Here is a 23093-nt window from a genome sequence, read left to right as displayed (position 1 = left end):
GCTGGGGGTGTGAGAAGCGACCACCGGCCCCTGGCCGTATTCGACTTGGACGGCACGCTCGCGCACACCGGCCACCGGCAGCGCTATCTGGAGGGGCGACGGCGCGACTGGAACAGCTTCTTCTCCGCAGCCATCGACGACCCGCCGCTTCCCGAAGGGGTACGGCTGGTACTGAGCAGCGCCGAGGAATGCGAGATCAGGTATCTCACCGGGCGGCCCGAGCGCTGCCGCCGGGACACCGTGGCCTGGCTGGCGGAACAGGGCCTGCCCGAGGGGCGGTTGTACATGCGACGCAACGACGACCGCAGGCCGGCCCGGCACACCAAGCTGGAGATCCTGAAGCGGCTGGGCCGGGAGCATGAGGTGCGGATGCTGGTCGATGACGACGAACTCGTCTGCGATGCGGCGGAGCAGGCCGGCTTCGCCGTGGTGCGGGCCCGCTGGGCGAAGGTGTCGCCCGCGCTCAAGGACGCGCAGGAGTGTGAGGGCCGTACGTGATTCCGGCGTGGCGGAACCGGCCGGGGCGCGGCCCTGATCCGGTCGCGCCGGATCAGCTCGTCTCGTCGAGTCGGAAACCGACTTTCAGACCCACCTGATAGTGCTCGATCCGGCCGTCCGTGATCTCTCCGCGAACCTGCGTGATCTCGAACCAATCGAGATTGTGCAACGTCTCCGAAGCTCTTGCGATGCCTCTGCGGATGGCGTCGTCGACGCCTTCGTGAGAGGTTCCCACGATTTCCGTGACCCGATAGGTGTGATTCGACATCTTATGTCTCCTCTCGTCCCTACCACGGTGCCCTACCCGGCCCGGGTGCGCGAGAGGTCGGTGCGCGGAATGCGTGATGGACGGGACTTGACCAGAGCAATGGTCCATACCAAAATCCAGCCACGCCCGTGCGAGCGCCGCCCGCAGTCCCCCACACCGGGTTCTGGATTTCGTCGTGCCGTTTCGCGGAAGGTGAACCTGGTGAAGAGCCGCATACTCGTCGGAGCCGTTGCACTCGTTTCCACCTTTGCGCCGGGCGGATGCGGCCTTGTCCCGGGCTCGGAGGCGTCCAGCGGCAAAAAGGTCCCGCGCTCGGTGACGGCCCCAAGGAAGCGGACGAGGAAAGGCCCCCGCAGGCCAAGGTCTTCGCCAAGGGCGATGTCGCGCAGATCATCTCGGTGCCCGGCGCCGCCGCGCAGATCGAGCAGCTGAACCCCGAACTCAAGGGAAAGCTGGGCTACTTCCCGATCCCGGGCAGGACCGCGAAGGCTCCCGGATCCGTTTTCACCGGTGGGTCCGCTGATCGTTCCGGAGAAGGCGAGCCGGCGCACCGCGGGTATCGATGTGATCAAGGCACTGGCAGGCCGGAAGTGGCAGGAAGAACTCGCCAGAACCATGAGCTACGTGCCCAACAAGCCCGGTCTCGCGCGTGTCATCGTGGGTCAGGAGGGCACCGCGGCGATGGCCCAGGGCGCCACGAAGGGGCGTGCGACGCCCAACTCGCCACAGTGGGCGAATGTCGAGGCCGTCAACCCGATCAAGCCGTACATGACTGCCGTCCTCCAGGGCGGCGACCCGCAGGAAGAGGCGAGGACCGCCTCGGAGAAGATCACCGACCAGCTCGCGGGCGGCTGACACACCCAGCACCGATCCGCTCGGACACACCCGGGATTCAGCCTTCGCACATCCCGGCTCCCCCATGCGGTCATGTCGAATCCAGCCGGTCACGGAAGAAGTAAGGGGCCGGGCCCTCACAGCAGTGCGAAGGTCCGGCGGCCGCCCTTGCCGATCCGTCCCCGGAGACCGTCATGAACGCGCTGCCCGTCATCTCTCTCCCCGCCGCCCCCGTTGTTCCCGCGCAGGCCGCCCCTCCCGCCCCGTCGCGCTACCAGGTGTCCCTCGCCGTCGACCAGGAAGACGTACGTGCCGCCCAGCGCCTGCGCCATCAGGTTTTCGCCGGTGAGCTCGGCGCCAGGCTGGAAGGAGCCGAACCCGGTCTGGACAGCGACGCGTTCGATGCCTACTGCGACCATCTGCTGGTACGGGAGGAGACCACCGGCGACGTCGTCGCCACCTACCGCCTGCTGCCGCCCGACCGGGCACGGATCGCCGGGCGCCTCTACGCGGAGAGCGAGTTCGACCTCGGGCGGCTCGGACCGATCCGCGACGACCTGGTCGAGGTCGGCCGGTCCTGCGTCCATCCGGCCCACCGGGACGGCGCCGTCATCGCGCTGATCTGGGCCGGACTCGCCCGCTACATGGAACGCACCGGGCACGACTGGCTGGCCGGCTGCTGCTCGATACCCCTCGCCGACGGTGGCGTCGCCGCGGCCGGGGCCTGGGAAACCGTACGGACGAAGCACCTGGCACCCGAGGACCACTGGGTCACCCCCCACCGCCTCTGGCAGCCCACCGCCGGATCCGCAGGACGCGGAGACGTGCCCACCGGACTCTCCACTCTCCCTCCTCTTCTCCGCGGCTATCTGCGACTGGGCGCCCGGGTCTGCGGGGCGCCCGCGTACGACCCCGACTTCAACGTCGCCGACCTGTACGTACTGCTGTCGCTGCGCCGCACCGACCCGCGCTATCTGCGGCACTTCCTCGCACTCGCCCCACTGCGGTGAACCCCTGGCTGCCCACCTCACCCTGCACCCCGCTCACCTGCGCAGGTCACGACGGACGCACGCGGGGCCGCGCGGCGGCCGTGGTCCTGCTGCTCGCCGGGTGCGCGTTCATCCTGGCCGGGGTGCTGGGTGCCCCGTTCGTGCTGTTGCTGGCCGCGGTACGGCGGGAGCGGTTGATCCGGCTCTGGGCGTACGGGGTCGTGCGGGCCTTCGGGGTACGTGTGCGGGTCATCGGCCCACCCGGGGCAGGTGCACCGGGCACGCTCGTCGTTGCGAACCACATCTCATGGCTGGACATCCCGCTCGTCGCGGCCGTGTTCCCCGGCCGGATGCTGGCCAAGAGCGAGATACGGAACTGGCCGCTGCTCGGCCGGCTCGCCGTCGTCGGCGGCACGCTCTTCGTCGAACGTGAACGGTTTCGCGCACTGCCCGCGACCGTGCGCGACATCGCGGCGGCACTGCGCGGCGGTTCGCGGGTGGTCGCCTTCCCGGAGGGCACCACCTGGTGCGGGCGCGGCGGCGGGCGGTTCGGGCCTGCCGTGTTCCAGGCCGCGATCGACGCGAACGCCACCATTCATCCGGTACGCATCACCTACCGTACCGCTTCGCCGCGCAGCACTGTCGCTGCACGGGCGGTCGGTGGGGGCGGCCGGTCGCCCGGCCACGAGCGCGCCGCTCCGGCGGAGCACACGGCCCCGGCCGGTGCGGCCGCGTTCGTCGGCGACGATCCGCTCATCGCCTCACTGTGGCGGGTGGTGACGGCGGCCGGACTGACTGCGGAGATCCGCGTCCTGCCGCAGATTCCGGCGGGCGACTGCCCGGACCGCCGCACCCTGGCCCGTCTTGCTCAGACCGCCGTCGCCAACGACAGCGCGAAGCGGTCCCCGGAGTCCTTCCACCACTGATCCATGCTCAGACCGGCCGCGGCGAGTTCGGCCCGGACGCCCGACTTTCGGAACTTGGCCGACACCTCCGTACGCAACTCCTCGCCGGCCTCGAAGGTCACCATCAGATCCAGGTCCGGGACCTTCACCGTGAGTGCCTCGCGGGCCCGCAGCCGCATCTCGATCCACTCCCGCTCCGGGTCCCAGAGCGCCACGTGATCGAAGTCGGCCGGGTCGAAGTCCGCGCCCAGCTCCCGGTTCACGACCCTGAGGACGTTCTTGTTGAACTCCGCCGTCACCCCGGCCGCATCGTCGTAAGCAGCGACCAGCACCTTCTCGTCCTTCACCAGATCCGTGCCGAGCAGCAGCGCGTCACCGGGGGAGAGCAGCGACCGAACCGACTTCAGGAACACCGACCGCTCGTCGGGCAGCAGATTGCCGATCGTGCCGCCCAGGAACGCGATCAGCCGCGGCCCGGGGGTGCCCGGCAGTGCGAGACCGCCCGTGAAGTCGGCGATCAGGGCGTGCACGGAGAGATCGGGCCGCTGCGCGAGCAGGGCCTCGGCGGCGCCGCGCAGCGCGCTCTCGCTCACATCGACCGGCACATAACTGTGCAGCGCGGGCAGCGCGTCCAGCAGGTGCCGGGTCTTCTCCGACGACCCCGATCCCAGCTCGATCAGGGTCTGCGCCCCGGACGCCGCGGCGATCTCCTCGGCGCGGTCGATCAGGATCTCGCGCTCGGCGCGGGTCGGGTAGTACTCGGGAAGCCCGGTGATCTCCTCGAACAGTTCACTGCCGTGCGCGTCGTAGAACCATTTGGGCGGCAGTGTCTTCGGGTGCCGGGTCAGGCCGTGCAGCACATCGGCGCGCAGCGCCGCGTCCGTCGCGTCCGCCGGCAGGGTGCGGGTCAGCAGAAAGGGACTCACTCAGCGGGCTCCTTGAGCGGGGTCAGCAGAACTTCGGCGCGGGTCGCCGTCAGCAACGTGCGGTCGGGGACCGTGCGCCAGTGCGGATCGTCGTCGTACGGCTCCGAGGCCACGACCGTGCGCAGGCCGGGCTCGGAGAGATACCACAGGGTGTCTCCCCAGGCCGTCGCCACGATCGTGGTGCCATCGGTGAGCAGCAGATTCAGCCGCGATTCCGGCGCCGCGGCCGCCACGTCGAGCACGGTGTCGGCGACGGCCTGCGGCAGTTCGTCGCCGTCGGCGAGGCGGTGTCGTACGAGGGCCCAGATCAGGGCCGAGTCGCAGCGGGCGGTGAGGGTCAGCAGTTCGGCCGGGGGCAGCGCGGCGGCGAGCGGTGCCAGGGACCGAGGCCAGCCCTTCACCGCGCCGTTGTGGCTGAACAACAGCCGTCCGGCGGCGAACGGCGCGGCCGCCGCCTCGCCGTCGGCGCCCGCCTCGGTGGCGTCACGTACCGCGGCGAGCAGCGCCGGACTGCGCACCACTCTGGCCAGATCGGCGAACGTCTGGTCGCCCCAGACCGGGCCCTGGCGGCGGTATCGTCCCGGCACCGGATCGCCCTCGGCGTACCAGCCGACGCCGAAACCGTCGGCGTTGACGGTCCCATGCCGCTGGTGTCTCGGCGCCCAGGACTGGTGCACAAGGCTGTGGGGCGGTCGTGTCAACACCTCGCCGAGATTCACCGGCGTTCCCAGATATGCGATATGACGGCACATCAGAGATCCCTCGCGGTACGGAAGCCGGAGAAGATCTGGCGCCGCACCGGCAGGTCCCAGTTGCGGAACGTCCCCCGGCACGCCACCGGGTCCACGGCGAAGGAACCGCCGCGCAGCACCTTGTGTGCCGGTCCGAAGAACACCTCGGAGTACTCGCGGTACGGGAACGCCGCGAAGCCGGGATGGGGGAGGAAGTCGCTCGACGTCCACTCCCATACGTCACCGATCAACTGCCGTACGCCGAGCGACGACTTGCCCGCAGCGTACGCCCCCGCAGGTGCCGGCCGCAGATGGCGCTGGCCCAGGTTGGCCCGCTCGGGATTCGGGTCCTCGTCGCCCCACGGATAGCGCAGCGAACGGCCCGACGCCGGGTCGTGGCGTGCTGTCTTCTCCCATTCCGCTTCCGAGGGCAGCCGCCGCCCGGCCCAGCGGGCGTATGCGTCCGCCTCGTACCAGCTGACATGGAGCACCGGCTCGGTCTCGGGGACCGTCTCGGTCACTCCGAAGCGGCGGCGCAGCCACTGACCGGCGTCCCGGTGCCAGAACAGCGGAGCGGTCAGTTCGTGCTCGCGGACCATGGCCCAGCCCTCGGGGGCCCACCAGCGCCGCTCGGTGTAACCGCCGTCCTCGATGAACCCCCGGTACGCGCCGCAGGTGACCGGGGTCGTGTCGATGAAGAAGTCCGGCACGTCGCGCACATGCGCGGGGCGTTCGTTGTCGAGAGCCCACGGCTCGGTGGACGTACCCATGGTGAACGGGCCGGCCGGGACCAGCACTTCGGCAGGGAGATCCGCTGCGTCGGCGGGTGCGGGCGGCGGGACCGGCGCGGTCAGCACGGCAGGTCCCGATCTGAGTTGATGGGTGATCAGCATCGTCTCGTCGTGCTGCTGTTCATGTTGGGCGATCATGCCGAAGGCGAACCCGGCCCGCACCAGGGGGCGGTCACCGTGCAGTGCCGTGCCGTCGAGTACGTCCAGCGCGCGACCACGTACCTCCGCGGCGTAGACACGGGCCTCGGCGGGTGCCAGCAGCGGCAGCGAGGGACGGGTCGCCCGGGGATGCTCGAAGGCGTCGTACAGCCCGTCGATCTCCGGGCGCATCGGCTCCCGCCCGGCCACCCCGCGCAGCAGCCACAGCTCCTCCTGATTGCCGATGTGCGCGAGGTCCCAGACCAGGGGGGACATCAACGGTGAGTGCTGGGCGGTCAGTTCATGGTCGTCCACGCTGTCGGTGAGAAGTGTGGTGCGTTCACGGGCGGTGAGCAGCGCGGCGAGGGCGCGCTGCCGGAGCGCCTCGGTGTCCGCCTCGTCCGGACCGGCCGTGCTGTGCGGACCGGAAGCGGCGGGCGTGGGGGAGTCGGTCATGAGCGGTGCCCCTCGAAGGCATGGCCCGAATCACCCGCTGAACCCGGCGCGAGCAGTTCGGGAAGATCGTCGGCCGGACATCGGCCCCGGGCGACGAAGCGGTCGTTGAAGTCCGCCACCGCCTCCTGCACGGCCGTGGTCGCTCCCATCCGGGGCAGCGCCTCCAGCGCGAGTTCGAAGCAGGTGACGGCCGCCGACCGCAGTTCGGGATCGGTCAGGCCGTCGCGGGCGGCGCCCACCCAGAGCGGATTGCGCGGCGCGGGCCGTGGCCCGGCCGTCTCGGCCAGTGGTTTGACGGTGCGGTACACGGTCTCGGCGGCCTCCGGGTCGTCGAACAGGGCAGTGGTGACGGCGAGCGGCACCAGCCACCCGTCCGCGCCGTGCTGCGCGTCGATCATGCGCAGCTCAAGATGTCCGCGTGGGCGCACGGGCGGAAAGAGGGTGCTGACGTGGTAGTCGAGGTCGGCGCGCACCGGTGGTCTCGGCGTGCCGGTGCGGATCCAGTTGCGGAAGGTCAGACCGTCCGGCACTGCCCATGGCCCATCGCCGTCCCGGATGCACATCACCGGGGTGTCCAGGACATGCGTGGCCCAGGCGTCGCGCGGCGGCAGACAGCCGGGCGGCGCCAGGGACCGCCGTGGATCGAGATCGGCCCAGAGCGACTGCCGGGTGGACCGCCACGGTGTCGGGCGGCCGAACTGGAACGGCGAGTTGGCGAACACCGCCACCAGCACCGCGCCCAGCAGATGGGACAGCTGCCAGCGCCGCCCGTAGCCGAGCGGACCCGGTTCCTCCTCTCCTGCGTCCAGACATACCTGGACGGACGCGGTGGTGCACATCATGGCGCGGCCGGCCGGTCCCGTCCGGTCGAACGAGATCTCCATGGCGTCGTAGCGGGGCTCGTGCAGCAGACGGCGCGGTGGATGCCACGGATCGACGCCGAGACCCACCGGTGCGAGATCCACCCGGTCCAGGGCGTCACGTACCGCGGTGAGATCGGCGGTGGTGGCATCGATGCACGCCATCAGGGAGCCGGCGGGGCGCGAGCTGAGCTCCAGCTGGCCGCCGGGTTCGAAGGTGAGCGCCGCACTCAGGGGCAGGGCCCGGAGGATGTCGGCGGCCGCGTCGAGATGGTGGTGGGGGACAGGGACGCGGGGCTGATCCCGGTGGTGAATGAGCCATTCGAGTTCAACGCCGACCGTTCGGGGCGGTCCGGTCTTGAAACAGATGCAGCGCAGTAAATCCTCCGCCTCGCCCTCGCCGAGGGGCGGGGCCTGGCCGGGCGGACCGTGGTCTCCGGGGGTGTCGGATGACATGCCGGGGCCTCCTTCTGCTCGGTTCGTCCATACCAGCCAAACCTCTGTGGGGAGATCGCACAAGAGTGCCTCTGTGCGTCGGAAATACGGTTGCATCCATGCCGCTGGAGCGCAGAGCATGCCCCGTATGCACCACACGGGGGAGTACCGATGAGCGCACGGCTGCGCGGCATCGCGCGAGAGACCGAAGCCATTGTCGAGTCCGGCCGCTACCGCACGCAGGAAGGGCGTGAGGTGAGCATCGAGCGTGCGCTGACCACCGCACTGTCGGGTACCAGGCTGTACGGCCCCGAGCCGGTACCGGTCGCGGCACTCGACTCCGACCGCACACCGGTCGTCGAGGTCACCGACGAGAGCAGTCTGCAGGCGGCGCGCCGGATGGTCGGCGAAGGGCCCGGCAAGATCGCGGTCCTGAACTACGCCTCCGCCCGCAATCCCGGAGGCGGCTATCTCAACGGCGCACAGGCCCAGGAAGAAGCCCTGTGCCGCGGCTCCGCCTTGTACGCCACGCTGCTGCGCGCCCCCGACTACTACGCCCACCACCGCACAGACCGCAGCGCCTTCTACACCGACCGGGTGATTCACTCACCGGGCGTACCGGTGTTCCGCGACGACCGGGGGCGGCTGCTCGACACCCCGTACACCGCGGGCTTCCTCACCTCCCCGGCACCCAACGCCGGAGTCATCCGCAGCCGCACCCCCGAAGACGCGCACCGCATCCCCGCCGCGCTCGCGTCCCGGGCCGAGCGGGTGCTGGAGGTCGCGGCGGTGCGCGGTTACCGCAGGCTGGTGCTGGGCGCCTGGGGCTGCGGTGTGTTCCGCAACGATCCGGCGCAGGTGGCCGGTGCGTTCCGGGCGCTGCTGCTGGACGACGGCAGGTTCGCCGGGCACTTCGAGAAGATCGTCTTCGGCATCCTCGACCGCAGCCCCGAATCCACCACCAGGTCCGCCTTCGCCCGGACGTTCAGCAGTCAGTTCCAGTCGTAGCGCTCCCGCAGCCGGCCGACGACAGAATCGAACCGGTCCCGGTCCAGAGCGCACGCCTCACGCCGCATCGCGTCCTCGTGCACCCGCAGTACCCGGTCCAGATCGACCCATGACGGGCGGCCCGAGCTGTCCCACGGTCCGGCCCCGAGCGCCACCCACTCGCGGTGCCGGTCCTGCTGCTTGCTGGAGAGCTGCACGGCGAGCAGCGTGCCCGCCGCCTCACGGGCCACCACCAGAACCGGACGGTCCTTGCCGCGCCCGTCGTTCTCCTCGAACGGCACCCACGTCCAGACGATCTCGCCGGGGTCGGGGTCGCCGTCCCGGTCGGGGGCGTACGAGGTGCGGACCGGGCCCACGTCGCGCGGGTCGGCCTCGGACGTGGCGGTCGGGCCGGTGCGGCCGGGGAAAGCGGCCGCGCTGTCGGTGCTGTCGTCACGGTGCTGGATGGTCATCCCCACACCGTAGGACCTGCACGGCCCCGTTCCACGGAGCGGGGCCGGTGAACGGGCAGCAGGCCGCACGCTCGACTTCGAGGGCCCGGAACTGCGGCCGGTGCTCGCCCGAGGCCAGGGGCGTGCGCCGGCCACAGCCGACCGGACCGGTCAGGAAGGCGTGCCGTCCTCCTGATCACCCGTCACCGGTATGTGCTGCTTACCCGGCGAGGGCGCAGCGGCCGACGTGACCCCGTTGACCTTGGACGCAGGTTCCACCGGGCTGTCCTGACTCATCGTCGAAAGCAGCTGCCGGGCCAGTCCGAGGCCCGTGCCGCCCATCGTCAGCGCCTTCGCGAACATGTCCGACATGCCGTCGGCCCCGTTCAGCAGCACCATGTGGTCCACGCTGCTGAAGGCGCCCGCGCCCGCCTCGACGATCTCCGGCCACTTCTCGGCCAGCTGCTGGGCGACCACCGCCTCCTGGTTCTCCGCCAGGGCCGCGGCCCTGGCCTTGATCGCCTCCGCCTCGGCGAGGCCCTTGGCACGGGTCGCCTCGGCCAGTGCCAGCCCCTTGGCCTGGGCCGCGGCGGCCTCCGCCTCACCCGTCGCCCTGGTCGCCGTCGCGGCGGCGGCGCCGCGCGCCTTCGTCGCCTCGGCCTCCGCGAGCGCCGCCGTCTTGACCCGGTTGGCCTCCGCGACCGCGGCGAGCTCCGTCTCCCGCGCCTTCGCCTCGGCCGCCGAGATCCGGGCGTCACGCTCGCCCTCGGCCAGGGTGCGCTTCTCGTACGCCTGGGCGTCCGCGGGCCTGCGCACATCGGCCTGCAGCTGCTGCTCGCGCCGCTGGGCCTCCAGTTCGGCGACCCTGGTCTCCTGGACCACGACCTCCTGCCGCGCCGCCGCGTCGGCCAGCGGACCCGCCTGCCGGGAGCTGGCCGCGGCCTTGTCGCGCTCGGCCTGATACCCGGCCTGCAGGATCTCGCTGTCGCGGGTCGCCTCCGACATCCGGGCGGCGGCCTGCTGCTCCGCCTCGGTGGCCCGCCGGTTGGCCTCGGCCTGCGCTATCCGGGCATCCCGCTGCACCGCCGCCGCATGCGGCATCGCCAGGTTCTTGATGTAGCCCGTCGGGTCCTCGATCTCATGGATCTGGAGCGAGTCGACGATCAGCCCGAGCTTCTCCATCTCGGTCCCGCACGCCGCCCGGGTCTGCCCGGTGAGCTTCTCCCGGTCCCGGATCATGTCCTCGACCGTCAACCCGCCCACGATGGAACGCAGATGACCGGCGAACACGTTGTGCACCCGCTCCGACATCATCTTCTGCTGGTCGAGGAAGCGGCGGGCCGCATTGGCGATCGACACGAAGTCGTCGCCCACCTTGAAGATGACAACGCCCCGCACCCGCAGCGGAATCCCCTGATGCGTGACGCAATCGACCGACAGCTCGGTCTCGTTGAGGTCCAGGGACATCTTCCGCACCGCCTGGACCCCGGGCAGGACGAGCGTGCCGTGACCAGTGACGATCCGGAATCCCATGCCCTGCCCGAGACCCTCGGTCTTGTGCTTGGAACCGGAGATGACGAGTGCTTCGTTCGGCTCGGCCACTCGCCACATCAGCTTGAACAGGCCGATCAACACAATGATGGCGGCGAGTACGAGACCCGCCGTGACGCCGATGACCATCGGCATGCGCCCCCTTATCACAGTGCCCCGTCGGCACCACTGAACAGGGGGAGTCTTCTCCTGCTCGCGACGGTGGAGAAGACGCGTGCGCAACATTGCCGCATTCTTGACGACGAAAGGTGTGAAGACCCTCCCGCCGGGGCCTCAACTACCGTATGCGCGAGCCACGTACACCGTCCGCGGCGGCAGATACTCGATCACCGTCACCACCGTGCCCGGCTCGATGCGTTCCTTCGCGGAGGCCGGATGCGCGAGGAAGTGCTCGGCGCCGCCCCGGATCCGTACGATCACCTCGCCGACCAAGCCCCGGCCCCACCGTCCCGGTCACCCGGCCGATCAGTCCCACCATCGAGGAGTCATCCATGCCCCGGAGCGTACCCACGCCGCACAGGTCTGGAAGACTGCCCGACGCCATGAGCCAGTTACCGAACCAGCCCACCGAAGGCCCCGTCCCGACCAGTGCCGATGTGGCACGGCTCGCCGGAGTCTCCCGGGCCACCGTGTCGTACGTACTGAACAACAACACGTCCGTGCGGATCAGCGAACCCACCCGCCGCCGGGTCAGGGAAGCGGCCACCGAACTCGGCTACGTACCGCACGCGGCGGCCCGCAGCCTGCGTGCCGGACACACCCGCATGGTGCTGCTCCCCACCATGAACTTCCCGGCCGGCCCGCTCCACCACCGCTTCTTCCACCAACTGGAATCCGGGCTGCGCCGCCTCGACTACACCGTGGTCCAGTACGGCAGCACCGGTCTGGACGCCGACGACGCGCCACGCGCCTGGGCCGAACTCCGTCCCGTCGCCGTCATCGCACCCGGCACGATCGCCCTCACCCCGCAGGGCATATCCGTACTCAGGCGATCCGGAGCCAAGGCCGTGATCACCCTCGGGCATCGGCCGGTGGCCGGTGCCCATGCGCTGGTCATGGACCAGCGGGAGGTCGGCAGCTGTGCGACCGGACATCTGCTGGAGCGCGGCCGGCGCCGCATCGGCGTCGTCATGCCCGAGGAAAGCGGCCTCGGTTTGTTCGCCGAACCCCGGCTGGCCGGAGCCCGGCAGGCCGCACTGAGCCATGGGGCCCGTATCGAGCCGCTGTCGTTGCGGTACGAGGAGGAATCGGCTGCCCGGCTGGCTGCCCGCTGGCGCACCATGGGCCTCGATGCAGTGTTCGCGTACAACGACGAATACGCGATGCTCCTGATGCGGGCCCTTCAGGACGCGGGCATCGAGGTGCCCGGCGAGACGTCCGTGGTCGGCGCCGACGACCTGATGCTCGGCAGACTGCTGCGGCCCCGGCTCAGCAGCGTGCGGATGGAGCTGGCCACCCCACAGCCGCTGGCGGACCTCGTCGACCGGCTGGTGCAGCACCCCGGCGGTGCCCCCGAGCACCACGACCTGCTGCGGGCCCGGGCGGTCCACCGCGAGTCCAGCTGAGCCGCCGACTCCGCACAGTGCAGCAGCGCGGCAACGTGCGCACCGCGCGCCGCTTGCTTAGCGTCATGACCATGAGCCATCCGCAGAGTTACGAGATCCTGCTGGTCCCCGGATTCGCCGAGGACACCACCGACGCCGCCGAGCCCGGCGGCGCCATCCGTTCGGCGGTCGTGGCGGCGACCGGTGAGACGGGGGCATCGGGCTACCCCCGGTATTCGGGCGAAGGCATCGTGGCGGACATCGACCCGGCGACGCGCACGGTAGAGGCCCTGCTGGTCGATGGCGCCGAGCTGGACTACGGCCTCTCGGTCCGGATCAAGGAGAAGAACGCCGAAGGCAAGGCCGACAGCTGAGGCCGGGCCGCCCGCCTCCGGCCGTGGAAGGCCGCGGAAAGAGGCCCGACCGGTGTGGTCGGGCCCCTCACCCTGCTCATGCGCGCGCGGAGCCTACTTCTTTTCCTTCTGCTGGTCCTCGATGGACTTGCGGACCTCGTCCATGTCCAGCTTCCTGGCCTGCCCGATGACGTCCTCCAGCGCCGCCTCCGGCAGCGCCCCGGGCTGGGCGAACACCGCCACATTGTCCCGGACGATCATCAGCGTGGGGATGGAACGGATCTCGAAGGCCGCTGCCAGCTCCTGCTGCGCCTCCGTGTCGACCTTGGCGAAGACCAGGTCGCCGTGGCGCTCGGACGCCGCGTCGTAGACCGGCGCGAACTGCCTGCACGGGCCGCACCAGGAAGCCCAGAAGTCGATCAGGACGAAGTCGTTGTCACTGACGACCTGATCGAAGTTTTCCTTGGTGAGCTCAACGGTGCTCATGCTCTGCTACCTCTTCCTGTGCCCGTTCGGACCTGTCCGACACAACCGTGCCTGTACTTGCGCTATTCCGCCTGCCCATGTGGCCGTCGCGCACACCCACGACCAGACTGTCCCCATGACAGATGCTTCCCTGAAAACCGAGTACGACGTCGTGGTGATCGGAGCAGGTCCGGTGGGTGAGAACGTCGCCGACCGGGCCCGTGCCGCCGGGCTGAGCACGGCGGTCGTCGAGGCGGAACTCATCGGCGGCGAATGCTCGTACTGGGCCTGCATGCCCAGCAAGGCCCTGCTGCGCCCGGTCGTCGCCCGCGCCGATGCCCGTCGGGTCCCCGGCCTCAGCGACGCCGTGCAGGGACCGCTGGACACGGCAGCGGTCCTCGCCCACCGTGACGAATACGCCTCGCACTGGAAGGACGACGGACAGGCCGCCTGGCTGGAGAGCGTCGGAGCGGACATCTACCGTGGCCAGGGTCGGCTCACTGGTGAGAAAGCGGTCTCCGTCACCGCCCCCGACGGCACGGAACACCGGCTCACCGCCCGGCAGGCCGTCGCTGTCTGCACCGGCAGCCGCGCCGTCGTCCCCGCCCTGCCGGGCATCGACGGGGCCCGCCCCTGGACCAGCCGGGAGGCGACGAGTGCCAAAAAGGTACCCGGCCGCCTCGTGATCGTCGGCGGAGGCGTGGTCGGGACGGAGATGGCCACCGTCTGGCAGGCCCTCGGCGCCCGGGTGACGATGCTGATCCGCGGCAAGGGACTCCTGCCGAAGATGGAACCTTTCGCGGGCGAGCTGGTTGCCCAGGCACTGACGGAGGCGGGCGCCGACATCCGTACCGGAGTCTCGGCGACCTCTGTACGGCGCGCGGTCCCGGACGGCCCGGTCACCGTGGAGCTGAACAACGGAGAGCGCGTCGAGGCCGACGAGATCCTCTTCGCCACCGGCCGCGCCCCGCGCACCGACGACCTCGGCCTGGAAACGGTGGGCCTGAAGCCCGGATCCTGGCTCACCGTCGACGACAGCTGCCGCGTCGACGGCACCACCTGGCTCTACGCGGTCGGCGACGTCAACCACCGGGCGCTCCTCACGCACCAGGGCAAGTACCAGGCACGCATCGCGGGCGCCGCGATCGCCGCCCGCGCCGCAGGTGTGCCGCTGCTGGAGACCGGCCGCTGGGGCGCCCACGCGGCCACCGCCGACCACGCGGCCGTCCCCCAGGTCGTCTTCACCGACCCCGAGGCCGCAGCGGTCGGTCTCACCCTCGCCGAGGCCGAGGAGGCCGGCCACCGCGTACGCGCTGTCGATTACGACCTCGCCGCGGTGGCGGGCTCCGGCCTGTACGCGGACGGCTACCGAGGCCGGGCCCGCATGATCGTGGACCTCGGCCGGGAGATCCTGCTCGGTGTCACGTTCGTCGGGCCGGGCATCGGCGAACTGCTGCACTCAGCGACGATCGCGGTCGCGGGCGAGGTCCCCATCGACCGGCTGTGGCACGCGGTCCCCGCGTATCCGACGATCAGCGAGGTCTGGCTGCGCCTGCTGGAGGCGTATCGGGACGCGTAGGGCCCGGCCCGCCCGTCTCCAGCAGTTCCCCGGGCGGGGTGGCATCCGTACCGACCGCCACGACGGCCGCGAGCAGCGACTTCGTGTACGGATGCCACGGCGCGTCGAACATCTCCTCGGCCGTTCTCTCCTCCACCACGTCAGCGTCCTTCATCACCAGTACTCGGTCACTGATCCGCCGGATATCCGACAGATCGTGCGAGACGAACAACAGGGCCGCTCCCAGGTGCTGTTGGAGGTCGTCCAGCAGATCCAGGATCTGCGCCTGCACCGATGCGTCGAGCGCCGAGACCGGCTCGTCGCACACCAGGATGCCGGGGGAGGGGGCGAGGGCGCGGGCGATGGCGACCCGCTGGCGCCGGCCGCCGGAGAGCTGGTCGGAGCGGCGGCGGAGGTGCTCGGGACCGAGGCCCACCAGCCAGGAGTTCCAGCGTGCGGGCGGCCCGGTCCTCGTGGCGCGGGCGCCTGTCCGGCGGACAGGGCTAACCAGCTGCACCATCACAGTAGGCGCTGACCAGCGGTTCCGGCACGTCAGTTGTTCATACTGTGGGCCACGGGAGGACGTCAGTCCCCCGGAGCGGGGGACAGCGGCTGCCCACAGCGCAGGCTCCACCGTCCGGACCGACCGCTGAGCCCGGTCAGCGTCAGCGGGGCGACGTCCAGTCGCCAGAACGCCTCCGTCGGGAGAGCGAGCGCCCGTACGATCACCGCCCGCACCACCGCAGGCTCGACGACCCCCAACACACGGCGGCCCTCGTCGCCGTACAGGGGCTGCAGGGAATCCAGCCAGCGGCCGACCCTGGCGCAGAACTCCAGCAACGGTTCGCCGCCGTGCGGAGCCGCCGAAGGATCGGTCAACCAGGCCGACACCGCCTCCGGCTCGCTCCCGCTCACCTCCTCCAGCCGCCGCCCGTTCCACCGGCCCATGTCCCAGCAGCGGAGCGCGAGTTCGTGCTCGGCACGCAACCCCAGCGCGTCGGCGGTCCGGGCGCACCGTTCGGACGGCCCGCAGACATACCGGTCGGCCGCAGGCACCGCTGCCGCAGCGGCCCTGGCCCGCCGGACCCCAACAGCGTCGAGCGGCGCATCGCCGTCGAAGCGGGCCTCGCGCAGCGCGGCGTTGAGCGCCGGTGAGATCAACATCACCCTTACCGTCATGACCGGGTCAACTCCCTGAAGTCTGGCCCCTCAAGTGCGCCCACCATGGCATCCGGGCGTTCCGGCCCCGCCGACGGCACCATGGCCGCGCCTGCTCCCAGGCGGTATCGTCCGATGAGCATGACGAAGTGTGACGGAAGTCCGGTGAGAATCCGGCACGGTCGCGCCACTGTGAACCCGTACCCGTACGGGAAGTCAGACCCAGCACCTTCGTCTCAGGCACCACGAACGGGACGCGTGTTCCCTCAGGAGGTTCTGCCATGGCACAGAATGCTGCCCCCGCCGCCGCCGTACCGGCGATCACCCCCATCTCCCTGAAGGCCATTGCCCCTTGGGCGGTCTTCTTCGGCATCCTCATGCTCGTACTGCTGTACTTCGTCGGCGCCGAGCAGGGCGCCACCGCGGTCATCTCCGGCGAAGGTGTCCACGAGTGGGTCCACGACGGCCGCCACCTCCTCGGCTTCCCCTGTCACTGACGTACCGTCCGATCCAGGGGAAATCCTCATGAACTCCATATCTGTCAGAGCCCTGCTCGTCCGTGGCATGCTGGCCGGCCTCGCCGCGGGCGCGCTCGCTCTGGTCGTCGCCTACTTCCTCGGCGAGTCCCGGGTGGACGCGGCCATCGCTCTCGAAGAGGCGCACAGTCATGACCACGGCGGCGGCGAGGAACTCGTCAGCCGCACCATGCAGTCCACCGCCGGCCTTGCCACCGGTGTGCTCGTCTTCGGTGTGGCGATCGGCGGCATCGCCGCCCTCGTCTTCTGTTACGCCCTCGGCCGGATCGGCAGATTCGGCCCGCGGGCCACGGCCGCCCTGATCGCGGGTGCGGCCCTGCTGGCGGTGTACATCGTGCCGTTCCTGAAGTACCCGGCCAACCCGCCGGCCGTCGGCAACCCCGACACGATCGGCCGACGCACTGCCCTGTTCTTCCTGATGGTCGCCCTCAGCGTGCTGCTGGCCGTCGCTGCCGTCATCTTCGGCAAGCGGCTGGCTCCACGCCTGGGCAACTGGAACGCGACGATCACCGCATCCGCCGCCTACGTCGTCGTGATCGGGTTCGCCTACGCGTTCCTGCCCTCGTTCAACGAGGTCGGAAAGGACTTCCCGGCCGGCCTGCTGTGGGAGTTCCGCCTGGCCACGCTCGCCGTGCAGGCCACTGCCTGGATCACCTTCGGCCTCGTCTTCGGCTGGCTGACGGAACGGCTTCTCGTACCGAGGACCGACTCCGTCAGGACCGGAAACGCCGCGGCGAACCGGGCTGCCACCGCGGTCGGCTGACCGACGCACCACTGTCCAACAGAAGACATCGGAACCCGCCGGGAGCTTCCCGGCGGGTTCCGTCGTCGTGCCCTGCGCAGCCGAGCCGGCGGCTGTACGTACCCGCAAGGGGCCGGGCGACCGGGGACTCACTCCTCGGTCCGTTGCTCCCAGTCGATCCGGTAGTGCTTCAGCAGCGCGTCCTCCTTCACCGGCCGTGCATACGCCACCGGCCGCGGCCCTCGAGTCCCATCAGATCCTCACCCGGGACCTGGAACGGGCCGCGGCTGTGGGCGGGCTGCGCCTGGCCCCCGAACTGGCCGCGCAGATGGTGATGTCGGCCAATGTGGGCGTGGCGCTGACGCTCGTCGCCCGCCCCGCGACCTTCGGCGACGCGAGCGTGTCACGGCGGGTACGCGACGCCGTGCATGCCGCGGTCTTCACCTCGGATGTGTCCGGTGCTTCCGCCGACGCGGACGACACGGGGGCCGCCGTGTCCGAGGCCCACGTGCCGTCCGCCGCGGCCCGGCTGAACGCGCTGCTGCGGCAGTCGCCGGATCCGGCACTCGGTGCGGCCGAGGGCGCCCTCCTGACGGAGTGGCTGAACCGCCTGTCGAACGCCCACGCGAGCGCTAGAGCCCTGCCCGGTCCGCGTCGAACTCCCCGGAGAAGGCCGCCGCCATCCGCAGATGACCGGTCGCCTCCGCGCTTCGCCCCTGGCGCTCAAGCGTGCGGCCGAGCATCAGCCGCGCGTAGTGCTCCACCGGGTCGCGCTCCAGAACCGCCCGCAGCTCCGTCTCTGCCCTGCCGAGCCGTGCCGAGTGGTAGTAGGCCCGGGCCAGCAGCAGACGCGGGGAGACCTGCTCCGGCGCCTCCTCGACCAGGCCTTCCAGAATCCGGGCCGCAGTCATGTACTCCTTCGCTTCGAAGAACATCTGGGCACGGTCCCAGCGATCGGCAGCCGTACCGAACTCGAAATACGTGTCGCTCACTTGATCTCCTCGTTCACGGACCGTCCCGGGATCCCTCCCGGCCCTGTCCAGCCACTGACCCGGCCATGCGCTCAGCCGTGCCCCAGTCATCCGAACATGACACACTGGTTGAATATTCCACTAAATTATCGGCGTGGGTACCGGCACCCCGGCCCCCCACGGGAATAGGTTGAGCGCCATGAGCAATCTCGATCGCCAGGCCGCACTCTCCGTCTGTGGAGGACGGGGCTTCGTCGTCGCGGAGCCCGTGCGTGAACTCCTCACCCCTCGCCATGTCCGGCTGGGTGAGTCCACCGAGGTTCGCAGGCTGCTGCCCAATCTGGGTCGCCGGATGGTCGGCGCATGGGCCTTTGTCGATCATTACGGCCCCGACGACATCGCCGGCGAACCAGGGATGCAAGTGCCGCCCCACCCCCACATGGGCCTGCAGACGGTCAGCTGGCTGCACGACGGCGAGGTCCTGCACCGGGACAGCCTCGGCAGTCTCCGCACGATCCGCCCGCGCGAGCTGGGACTGATGACCTCCGGCCGGGCCATCAGTCACTCCGAGGAGAGCCCGAAGCCGCATGCGAGGTTTCTGCACGGTGCCCAGCTCTGGGTCGCCCTGCCGGACGCCCACCGCCATGTCGAGCCGCACTTCCAGCACCACGCCGAACTGCCGACCGTCACCGCCCCCGGCCTCACTGCCACCCTGATCCTGGGCGAACTCGACGGCGCCACTTCGCCCGGCACCGCGTACACCCCGATCGTCGGCGCCGACCTGGCCCTGTCCGCCGGTGCCGAGGCCCGCCTGCCGCTCGACCCGGACTTCGAGTACGCGGTGCTCTCGATGTCCGGCCAGGCCGAGGTCGACGGCGTAGCCGTGCTGCCCGGTTCCATGCTCTACCTCGGCTGCGGCCGCACCGAACTCCCCTTGCGCGCGGACACCGACGCGGGCCTCATGCTCCTTGGCGGCGAGCCCTTCGAGGAGGAAATGGTCATGTGGTGGAACTTCATCGGCCGTTCCCATGAGGAAATCGAGGAGGCCCGCCTGGACTGGATGTCTACCACCCGCTTCGGTGAGGTGAAGGGCTACGAAGGCGAACGGCTGCCCGCCCCCGAACTGCCGCCGGTGGCGCTGAAACCACGGGGGCGGGTGCGCTGACCTGGTGCTATGCGTCCGCCAGGGGCATTCTCCGCGCGACCTTCACTGGGCCCCTTCACCGAAACGGCGAAGGTGCTCGGGTGTGTGTGACGTGGGTTGGTTTCTCGTGTGGTCGATGCCTGCGGGTGTTGGCACCTTCGGCGGCCTTCCCGGCCTGCCGTGCTTCATGTGGTGCGGCTCCGCGTAATGGAGGCTGCCGGATTGCTCTATGTCGACACAGCCGCTTTGTGTTTGAGGGCTTCCGCCACTCTGGGGCGATTGGTCGCGTGATCCTGGCGTTCGTGGATTTCCCTGTCTGAAAAAGGGAGCTCACTCCTCCGCCCTCATATGCGAAATGGTGAGCGGCGCGCGCTGGTCCGTACATGGTCCGGATCTCGGTCTGACCCACCACTTCGCGCTGGACGCGGCGAAGCACGGGAGTACGTGCCCCATCAGCAAACTGCAGGTCTCCGATCCCCTGGCGGACACTCCATCGAGGCCGGAGTCCGGCCCCGCCTGCATGCTGCCGATCCCGAAGGAGGGACTACATGAGGATTCGACGCAGTCCGGCTACGGCAGGAGTCGTGCTGACCCTGGCCGGTGCCGGCCAGGTGGGGACAGCAGCCACGGCCAGTGTGAGAGCCAAGTGGCCCTGTGCGCCCCCTTCCGCTGCGAACTGCTGCTCCAGTGGAGAAGCAGCCGCGGAAGCTGATCAAGGCTTGTCCCGTTACTGATCTCGGGCTGTCAGCAGTGGATTCGGATGCGCACGATGAACGTTTGCGGCGGCAGGGTGTCGAGGTAGGTGTTGACGAAGGTGAGGTAGTCGCTGTCGTAGCCGGGGCGTGAGGGATCCGAGCCGTCCGTCCATACTCCGTCCAGGGTGAGCAGGTGCTCGGTGGGCACGGCTCGGTCGGCCTGTATCTGAGGGTATGGGGGCAGGTCGGCGTGAAAGGGGCCCTCGTAGAACGAGGCGTCGGGCTCGCGCCGGCCCGGCGCGGCCTGTCCCTCTCTGTCAGCCTTGGGTGAGACGTTCCGCTTCGGCGGGTTAGCCTGAGAGGGCGCGACAGGAGAACCACCCCCTCATGACCAGCACCAAGCCCGCCGGGTCCGACCCGGCTCCCCGGCCGAAGCGCCGCACTTTCAGCCCGGAGTACAAGCTGCGGATCGTGGCCGAGTACGACGCCGCGCCCAAGAACGAGAAGGGCGCGATCCTGCGCCGGGAACGGCTGTACCACCCCCACGTCAAGGAGTGGCGGACCGCGCGGGATGCCGGGGCCCTGGAGAAGCTGGTCGACAAGCGCACCAGCCTGGCGAGGCCGAAGAAGTCGGCCGCCGAGACGGAGAACGAGAAGCTGCGCCGCCAGGTGGAACGGCTGGAGAAGGAACTGGCCCGGAACAAGGCCGCACTGGAAGTCATGGGAAAAGCTTCCGCGCTCTTGGAAATGATCTCCGAGAGCGCGGACTGAGCCCTGCCGCCGACCCGGCGGTGGACGGGGCGTTCACCGGTGTCGAGGGTGAGCTGGGCATCACGGCCGCCTGCCGGCTGACCGGCCGGTCGCGGGCCACCCACTACCGACGGCTGCGGCCCCCATCACCGCGCGGGCCCCGCAAGCAGCAGGTGCAGCCCTCGTCGCTCACGGCCGAAGAACGGGCTGCGGTACTGGAGTTGATGAACAGCAACGAATACGCTGAACTGCCGCCCGCACAGATCTGGGCCCGCGAGCTGGATGCTGGGCGCTACCACTGCTCCGTCTCCACGATGTGGAACGCCTGCAGCGTTCCCTGCTCCCGCCGCTGCCCGACAACACCCCCTTCGCCCTCACCGCGCGCTATGTCCCCCGCTCCCGCAGCCGCGGAGGTCGGCGGCGACTGGTACGACTGCTTCCCGCTGCCCGACGGCGCCGACGCCTTGATCATTGGAGATGTCATCGGCCACGACGTTCAGGCCGCCGTCACCATGAGCCAGATGCGCAACATGCTCCGCGCCCCCGCCTGCGACCGGCGAGAACCCCCAGCGACATCCTGCGCCGCCTCGACCTCATTTCCCACACCCTGCACACGGGCCACATGGCCAGCTGTATCTACTCACGCCTCGAAGCCACCCAGCACGGTCACTGGAACCTGAGTTTCTCCAACGCCGGACACCCGCCCCCGCTGCTCGTCGAGCACGATGGCGAGCGTGGACACCGGCCGGCCTCGCCCCGACCGGCAGGACGTCCTACCGCCCGAGGCCACGTTCCTGCTCTACACCGACGGCCTGATCGAACGCCCCGGAGACAGCGTCGCGAATCGGCTGCGCCGCCTCCGCGAGGAGGCAGCGGCCCTCGCTCGCGAACCGCTCAGCACCTTCTGTGATGAAGTCCTCACCGGTTTCGGCAATGGAAGCACTGACGACATCGCGCTCCTTGCCGTACGCCTGCCCACACACCCCAGCGGCCGGCAAGACCCCCTGTGAGCCCGGTCAAGAAGGTAGGGCTCACGGTGCCTGCGGATATGACGTTCGCTGGTGGCAGGAAGGCGTAGCTGACGACGAGGGTGCGGTGCCACCAGCGTGTCGCAGGCACGTCACGCTGGTGGTGGGTGGCGCGGTAGCGGTAGAGCCGCGGGCGAGGCCGTCACCATCGGCGCGGACAACGCCCCTTCGCAGATCCTTCGCACGATGCGTGGCGACGACGCCGTCAAGAACCGTGTGAAGGCGCTGGAGTACGTGGATCGCAGGGACTACGGGGTGCCGGCTGCCCATGCCAACCCACGCCGCCCATCGCCGGGACGCAACCGCACAGCAATGGGGGCTGGGCCCGACGGCACGATCAGACTCCGGCAGGAGCCGGGCTCCAACGTGCCAAGAGGGCAGTGAGAACCAGCAGTGGACACGTGTGCAGCTGCATTGCCGGTCACCTCCAGGTGGGTTCAGGCACTTTGCACCCATATGTTTCACTTCAATCCGCTTGTAATATGTCACCCAAAGGGTGACAAGTGGAATGTCATGCGAACGATGACAAGCATTTCGCCCGGAGGGTTGTCCGTGACCGGAACAGCCTCAATGACGCCAGGCCTCCCTGGTCTGCCGGTCTCCTTGGCCGCCGCCACGCAGGCGCTGGGCATGGTCGAAGTTGCGGTGCGTCGGGCTTGCACACCCGGCGGAGCGGAGATCGCTGGTGCCGCGGCCGGGCCGGGAGAGGCGCTGGATGCTCTCCGTCTGATGCGGGACATGTGCCGGCGGCTGGCGCTGTGGGAGCCCGGGCTCATCGAAGCGGCGCGTGGAGCCGGGGCCAGCCGGGCTGATATCGCTCATCCGCTGAGCGTCAGCAGCCGCCAGGCCGCCGAGCGCCGATACCTGCGCCTGTGTACCGGTCACGTGGGCATTACCGGGGAACAACGGATACAGGCCATCCGCGATCGCCGGGCTGCCGACCGCGCTGTCTCGGCCTGGGCGCGGGGCAACGCGGCGGACCTGCGCAGGCCCACTGGAGAGATCACGTCTCTCACCGGTCTCTGTGAGCAGGCCCGCGCCGCCATGGCCGAACTCGGCGTCGCCCTCGGCGAAGACGACCCCGTCCGTCTCATCGGGCCGCTTGCCAAGGTGTGCCCGTATCCGGAGGGGCGCCGCGATCTCGCCGGGCGCGTGGACCGCGTTATGCGGCAGGTCGAGAATCTGCGCAGTCGCAGAAAGCCTCGCACAGTGAGTGGGAGGCCGAGGACAGCGGGGCCGGAACGTCCGCAACCGGGTCGGGGAGGTGAAGCAGCAGGCAGACCATTCGTTCAGCAACTGGCTCAGGTCTATCCGTGAAAGGCACGAGG

General features: G+C 70.0%; 25 protein-coding genes, 4 pseudogenes and 1 riboswitch. Of the genes and pseudogenes, 15 read left to right on the top strand and 14 right to left on the bottom strand.

Annotated elements, in window-relative coordinates; genetic code table 11:
• Positions 1-9: 9 nt before the first annotated feature.
• Entirely contained in the window at positions 10-498 is a 489-nt protein-coding gene (locus tag OG953_RS05360) for a hypothetical protein (RefSeq protein ID WP_405682774.1), read from the top strand.
• 52 nt (positions 499-550) lie between these two features.
• On the opposite strand, the gene OG953_RS05355 is transcribed toward OG953_RS05360, so the two are convergent.
• The gene (locus OG953_RS05355; protein WP_266355349.1) at positions 551-766 is read right to left on the bottom strand and encodes a dodecin; all 216 of its coding nucleotides are present in this window, start codon (positions 764-766) and stop codon (positions 551-553) included.
• A 308-nt stretch (positions 767-1074) separates the two neighbouring features.
• On the opposite strand from OG953_RS05355, the pseudogene OG953_RS05350 reads away from it, so the two are divergent.
• The 3 genes and pseudogenes from OG953_RS05350 to OG953_RS05340 form a co-directional block, all read left to right on the top strand.
• Positions 1075-1621: pseudogene (locus OG953_RS05350) on the top strand (extracellular solute-binding protein); the annotation flags it as partial.
• A 173-nt stretch (positions 1622-1794) separates the two neighbouring features.
• Complete coding sequence (locus tag OG953_RS05345) at positions 1795-2610, top strand: GNAT family N-acetyltransferase (protein ID WP_405682773.1); 816 nt, start codon at positions 1795-1797, stop codon at positions 2608-2610.
• Positions 2607-3515 (top strand): lysophospholipid acyltransferase family protein, encoded by a 909-nt coding sequence (locus OG953_RS05340; protein WP_405682772.1) that lies wholly within the window; start codon positions 2607-2609, stop codon positions 3513-3515. The genes OG953_RS05345 and OG953_RS05340 overlap by 4 nt, the downstream gene beginning before the upstream one ends.
• Here the strand turns inward: OG953_RS05340 and egtD are convergent.
• The 4 genes from egtD to egtA are packed head-to-tail and all read right to left on the bottom strand — an operon-like array spanning position 3458 to position 7852.
• On the bottom strand, positions 3458-4420 hold the full coding sequence (egtD, locus tag OG953_RS05335) for an L-histidine N(alpha)-methyltransferase (RefSeq protein WP_405682770.1): 963 nt from the start codon (positions 4418-4420) through the stop codon (positions 3458-3460). The two genes, OG953_RS05340 and egtD, sit on opposite strands and share 58 nt — an antisense overlap.
• Complete coding sequence (gene egtC / locus OG953_RS05330) at positions 4417-5172, bottom strand: ergothioneine biosynthesis protein EgtC (protein WP_405682769.1); 756 nt, start codon at positions 5170-5172, stop codon at positions 4417-4419. Before egtC ends, egtD begins: the two co-directional genes overlap by 4 nt.
• A complete protein-coding gene (gene egtB / locus OG953_RS05325) occupies positions 5172-6536 on the bottom strand; it encodes an ergothioneine biosynthesis protein EgtB (RefSeq protein WP_405682768.1) in 1365 nt (454 codons plus the stop codon). The genes egtC and egtB overlap by 1 nt, the downstream gene beginning before the upstream one ends.
• On the bottom strand, positions 6533-7852 hold the full coding sequence (gene egtA, locus OG953_RS05320; protein WP_405682767.1) for an ergothioneine biosynthesis glutamate--cysteine ligase EgtA: 1320 nt from the start codon (positions 7850-7852) through the stop codon (positions 6533-6535). The genes egtB and egtA overlap by 4 nt, the downstream gene beginning before the upstream one ends.
• A gap of 150 nt (positions 7853-8002) precedes the next feature.
• Here egtA and OG953_RS05315 point away from each other — a divergent pair, with 150 nt between their 5' ends.
• Positions 8003-8839 (top strand): TIGR02452 family protein, encoded by an 837-nt coding sequence (locus OG953_RS05315; RefSeq protein WP_405682765.1) that lies wholly within the window; start codon positions 8003-8005, stop codon positions 8837-8839.
• Here OG953_RS05315 and OG953_RS05310 read toward each other — a convergent pair.
• The 3 genes and pseudogenes from OG953_RS05310 to OG953_RS05300 form a co-directional block, all read right to left on the bottom strand.
• Positions 8824-9291 carry a type II toxin-antitoxin system PemK/MazF family toxin gene (locus tag OG953_RS05310; RefSeq protein ID WP_405682764.1) on the bottom strand — a complete coding sequence of 156 codons (468 nt, stop codon included), beginning with the start codon at positions 9289-9291 and terminating at the stop codon, positions 8824-8826. The two genes, OG953_RS05315 and OG953_RS05310, sit on opposite strands and share 16 nt — an antisense overlap.
• Before the next feature lie 150 nt (positions 9292-9441).
• A complete protein-coding gene (locus OG953_RS05305) occupies positions 9442-10956 on the bottom strand; it encodes a flotillin family protein (protein ID WP_405682763.1) in 1515 nt (504 codons plus the stop codon).
• Between the two features lie 138 nt (positions 10957-11094).
• Positions 11095-11314, bottom strand: a pseudogene (locus OG953_RS05300) (hypothetical protein).
• A 49-nt stretch (positions 11315-11363) separates the two neighbouring features.
• On the opposite strand from OG953_RS05300, the gene OG953_RS05295 reads away from it, so the two are divergent.
• Both OG953_RS05295 and OG953_RS05290 read left to right on the top strand, forming a co-directional pair.
• Positions 11364-12386 carry a LacI family DNA-binding transcriptional regulator gene (locus tag OG953_RS05295; protein ID WP_405682761.1) on the top strand — a complete coding sequence of 341 codons (1023 nt, stop codon included), beginning with the start codon at positions 11364-11366 and terminating at the stop codon, positions 12384-12386.
• Between the two features lie 71 nt (positions 12387-12457).
• Positions 12458-12739, top strand: a complete 282-nt coding sequence (locus tag OG953_RS05290) for a hypothetical protein (RefSeq protein WP_114249445.1) — start codon at positions 12458-12460, stop codon at positions 12737-12739.
• Positions 12740-12832: 93 nt separating this feature from the next.
• Here OG953_RS05290 and trxA read toward each other — a convergent pair whose 3' ends face one another.
• Positions 12833-13204, bottom strand: coding sequence for a thioredoxin (gene trxA, locus OG953_RS05285; protein WP_405682759.1), 372 nt, complete (start codon positions 13202-13204; stop codon positions 12833-12835).
• 115 nt (positions 13205-13319) lie between these two features.
• Between trxA and OG953_RS05280 the strand changes: the two genes are divergently transcribed.
• Positions 13320-14762 carry a dihydrolipoyl dehydrogenase family protein gene (locus tag OG953_RS05280; RefSeq protein ID WP_405682758.1) on the top strand — a complete coding sequence of 481 codons (1443 nt, stop codon included), beginning with the start codon at positions 13320-13322 and terminating at the stop codon, positions 14760-14762.
• Here the strand turns inward: OG953_RS05280 and OG953_RS05275 are convergent.
• Positions 14716-15261: an ATP-binding cassette domain-containing protein gene (locus OG953_RS05275; RefSeq protein WP_405682757.1), complete on the bottom strand. Its 546-nt coding sequence runs from the start codon at positions 15259-15261 to the stop codon at positions 14716-14718. The two genes, OG953_RS05280 and OG953_RS05275, sit on opposite strands and share 47 nt — an antisense overlap.
• 65 nt (positions 15262-15326) lie before the next feature.
• Positions 15327-15920, bottom strand: coding sequence for a histidine phosphatase family protein (locus OG953_RS05270; RefSeq protein ID WP_405682756.1), 594 nt, complete (start codon positions 15918-15920; stop codon positions 15327-15329).
• Positions 15921-16042: 122 nt separating this feature from the next.
• Positions 16043-16135, top strand: a riboswitch (adenosylcobalamin (AdoCbl) riboswitch).
• A gap of 45 nt (positions 16136-16180) precedes the next feature.
• Here OG953_RS05270 and OG953_RS05265 point away from each other — a divergent pair.
• From OG953_RS05265 to OG953_RS05255, 3 genes and pseudogenes are all read left to right on the top strand, one after another.
• The gene (locus OG953_RS05265; RefSeq protein WP_405682755.1) at positions 16181-16396 is read left to right on the top strand and encodes a CbtB domain-containing protein; all 216 of its coding nucleotides are present in this window, start codon (positions 16181-16183) and stop codon (positions 16394-16396) included.
• A 28-nt stretch (positions 16397-16424) separates the two neighbouring features.
• Positions 16425-17198, top strand: a complete 774-nt coding sequence (locus OG953_RS05260) for a CbtA family protein (protein ID WP_405682754.1) — start codon at positions 16425-16427, stop codon at positions 17196-17198.
• A 187-nt stretch (positions 17199-17385) separates the two neighbouring features.
• Positions 17386-17799 (top strand): annotated as a pseudogene (locus OG953_RS05255) (TetR/AcrR family transcriptional regulator); the annotation flags it as partial.
• Between the two features lie 10 nt (positions 17800-17809).
• On the opposite strand, the gene OG953_RS05250 reads toward OG953_RS05255, so the two are convergent.
• The gene (locus OG953_RS05250; RefSeq protein WP_405682753.1) at positions 17810-18169 is read right to left on the bottom strand and encodes a tetratricopeptide repeat protein; all 360 of its coding nucleotides are present in this window, start codon (positions 18167-18169) and stop codon (positions 17810-17812) included.
• Between the two features lie 178 nt (positions 18170-18347).
• On the opposite strand from OG953_RS05250, the gene OG953_RS05245 reads away from it, so the two are divergent.
• A complete protein-coding gene (locus OG953_RS05245; protein ID WP_405682752.1) occupies positions 18348-19313 on the top strand; it encodes a pirin family protein in 966 nt (321 codons plus the stop codon).
• A gap of 723 nt (positions 19314-20036) precedes the next feature.
• On the opposite strand, the gene OG953_RS05240 is transcribed toward OG953_RS05245, so the two are convergent.
• Complete coding sequence (locus OG953_RS05240) at positions 20037-20195, bottom strand: hypothetical protein (RefSeq protein WP_405682751.1); 159 nt, start codon at positions 20193-20195, stop codon at positions 20037-20039.
• Positions 20196-20374: 179 nt separating this feature from the next.
• On the opposite strand from OG953_RS05240, the gene OG953_RS05235 reads away from it, so the two are divergent.
• The gene (locus tag OG953_RS05235; RefSeq protein WP_405682750.1) at positions 20375-20758 is read left to right on the top strand and encodes a hypothetical protein; all 384 of its coding nucleotides are present in this window, start codon (positions 20375-20377) and stop codon (positions 20756-20758) included.
• 271 nt (positions 20759-21029) lie between these two features.
• Here OG953_RS05235 and OG953_RS05230 read toward each other — a convergent pair whose 3' ends face one another.
• Positions 21030-21221: a hypothetical protein gene (locus OG953_RS05230; RefSeq protein ID WP_405692447.1), complete on the bottom strand. Its 192-nt coding sequence runs from the start codon at positions 21219-21221 to the stop codon at positions 21030-21032.
• On the opposite strand from OG953_RS05230, the pseudogene OG953_RS05225 reads away from it, so the two are divergent.
• A pseudogene (locus OG953_RS05225) lies at positions 21202-21747 on the top strand (PP2C family protein-serine/threonine phosphatase). The gene OG953_RS05230 and the pseudogene OG953_RS05225 sit on opposite strands and share 20 nt — an antisense overlap.
• Positions 21748-22368: 621 nt before the next feature.
• Complete coding sequence (locus OG953_RS05220) at positions 22369-23082, top strand: type III effector protein (RefSeq protein ID WP_405682749.1); 714 nt, start codon at positions 22369-22371, stop codon at positions 23080-23082.
• Positions 23083-23093 lie beyond the last annotated feature (11 nt).

This window comes from Streptomyces sp. NBC_00057, from assembly GCF_045041165.1.
Classification (GTDB): Bacteria; Actinomycetota; Actinomycetes; order Streptomycetales; family Streptomycetaceae; genus Streptomyces.
The sequence above is the reverse complement of the archived record's forward strand: the minus strand, read 5'-3'. Positions and strand labels throughout refer to the sequence as shown.

Bases quoted from the DNA above. Each gene is read 5' to 3' on its own strand.
- OG953_RS05270 (WP_405682756.1), bottom strand. From the start codon at position 15,920: ATGACGGTAAGGGTGATGTTGATCTCACCGGCGCTCAACGCCGCGCTG.
- OG953_RS05280 (WP_405682758.1), top strand. From the start codon at position 13,320: ATGACAGATGCTTCCCTGAAAACCGAGTACGACGTCGTGGTGATCGGA.
- OG953_RS05315 (WP_405682765.1), top strand. From the start codon at position 8,003: ATGAGCGCACGGCTGCGCGGCATCGCGCGAGAGACCGAAGCCATTGTC.
- OG953_RS05230 (WP_405692447.1), bottom strand. From the start codon at position 21,221: ATGACATCTCCAATGATCAAGGCGTCGGCGCCGTCGGGCAGCGGGAAG.
- OG953_RS05265 (WP_405682755.1), top strand. From the start codon at position 16,181: ATGGCACAGAATGCTGCCCCCGCCGCCGCCGTACCGGCGATCACCCCC.
- trxA (WP_405682759.1), bottom strand. From the start codon at position 13,204: ATGAGCACCGTTGAGCTCACCAAGGAAAACTTCGATCAGGTCGTCAGT.
- egtA (WP_405682767.1), bottom strand. From the start codon at position 7,852: ATGTCATCCGACACCCCCGGAGACCACGGTCCGCCCGGCCAGGCCCCG.
- egtB (WP_405682768.1), bottom strand. From the start codon at position 6,536: ATGACCGACTCCCCCACGCCCGCCGCTTCCGGTCCGCACAGCACGGCC.
- OG953_RS05260 (WP_405682754.1), top strand. From the start codon at position 16,425: ATGAACTCCATATCTGTCAGAGCCCTGCTCGTCCGTGGCATGCTGGCC.
- OG953_RS05295 (WP_405682761.1), top strand. From the start codon at position 11,364: ATGAGCCAGTTACCGAACCAGCCCACCGAAGGCCCCGTCCCGACCAGT.
- OG953_RS05275 (WP_405682757.1), bottom strand. From the start codon at position 15,261: ATGGTGCAGCTGGTTAGCCCTGTCCGCCGGACAGGCGCCCGCGCCACG.
- OG953_RS05235 (WP_405682750.1), top strand. From the start codon at position 20,375: ATGACCAGCACCAAGCCCGCCGGGTCCGACCCGGCTCCCCGGCCGAAG.
- egtC (WP_405682769.1), bottom strand. From the start codon at position 5,172: ATGTGCCGTCATATCGCATATCTGGGAACGCCGGTGAATCTCGGCGAG.
- OG953_RS05305 (WP_405682763.1), bottom strand. From the start codon at position 10,956: ATGCCGATGGTCATCGGCGTCACGGCGGGTCTCGTACTCGCCGCCATC.
- OG953_RS05245 (WP_405682752.1), top strand. From the start codon at position 18,348: ATGAGCAATCTCGATCGCCAGGCCGCACTCTCCGTCTGTGGAGGACGG.
- OG953_RS05290 (WP_114249445.1), top strand. From the start codon at position 12,458: ATGAGCCATCCGCAGAGTTACGAGATCCTGCTGGTCCCCGGATTCGCC.
- OG953_RS05310 (WP_405682764.1), bottom strand. From the start codon at position 9,291: ATGACCATCCAGCACCGTGACGACAGCACCGACAGCGCGGCCGCTTTC.
- OG953_RS05345 (WP_405682773.1), top strand. From the start codon at position 1,795: ATGAACGCGCTGCCCGTCATCTCTCTCCCCGCCGCCCCCGTTGTTCCC.
- OG953_RS05355 (WP_266355349.1), bottom strand. From the start codon at position 766: ATGTCGAATCACACCTATCGGGTCACGGAAATCGTGGGAACCTCTCAC.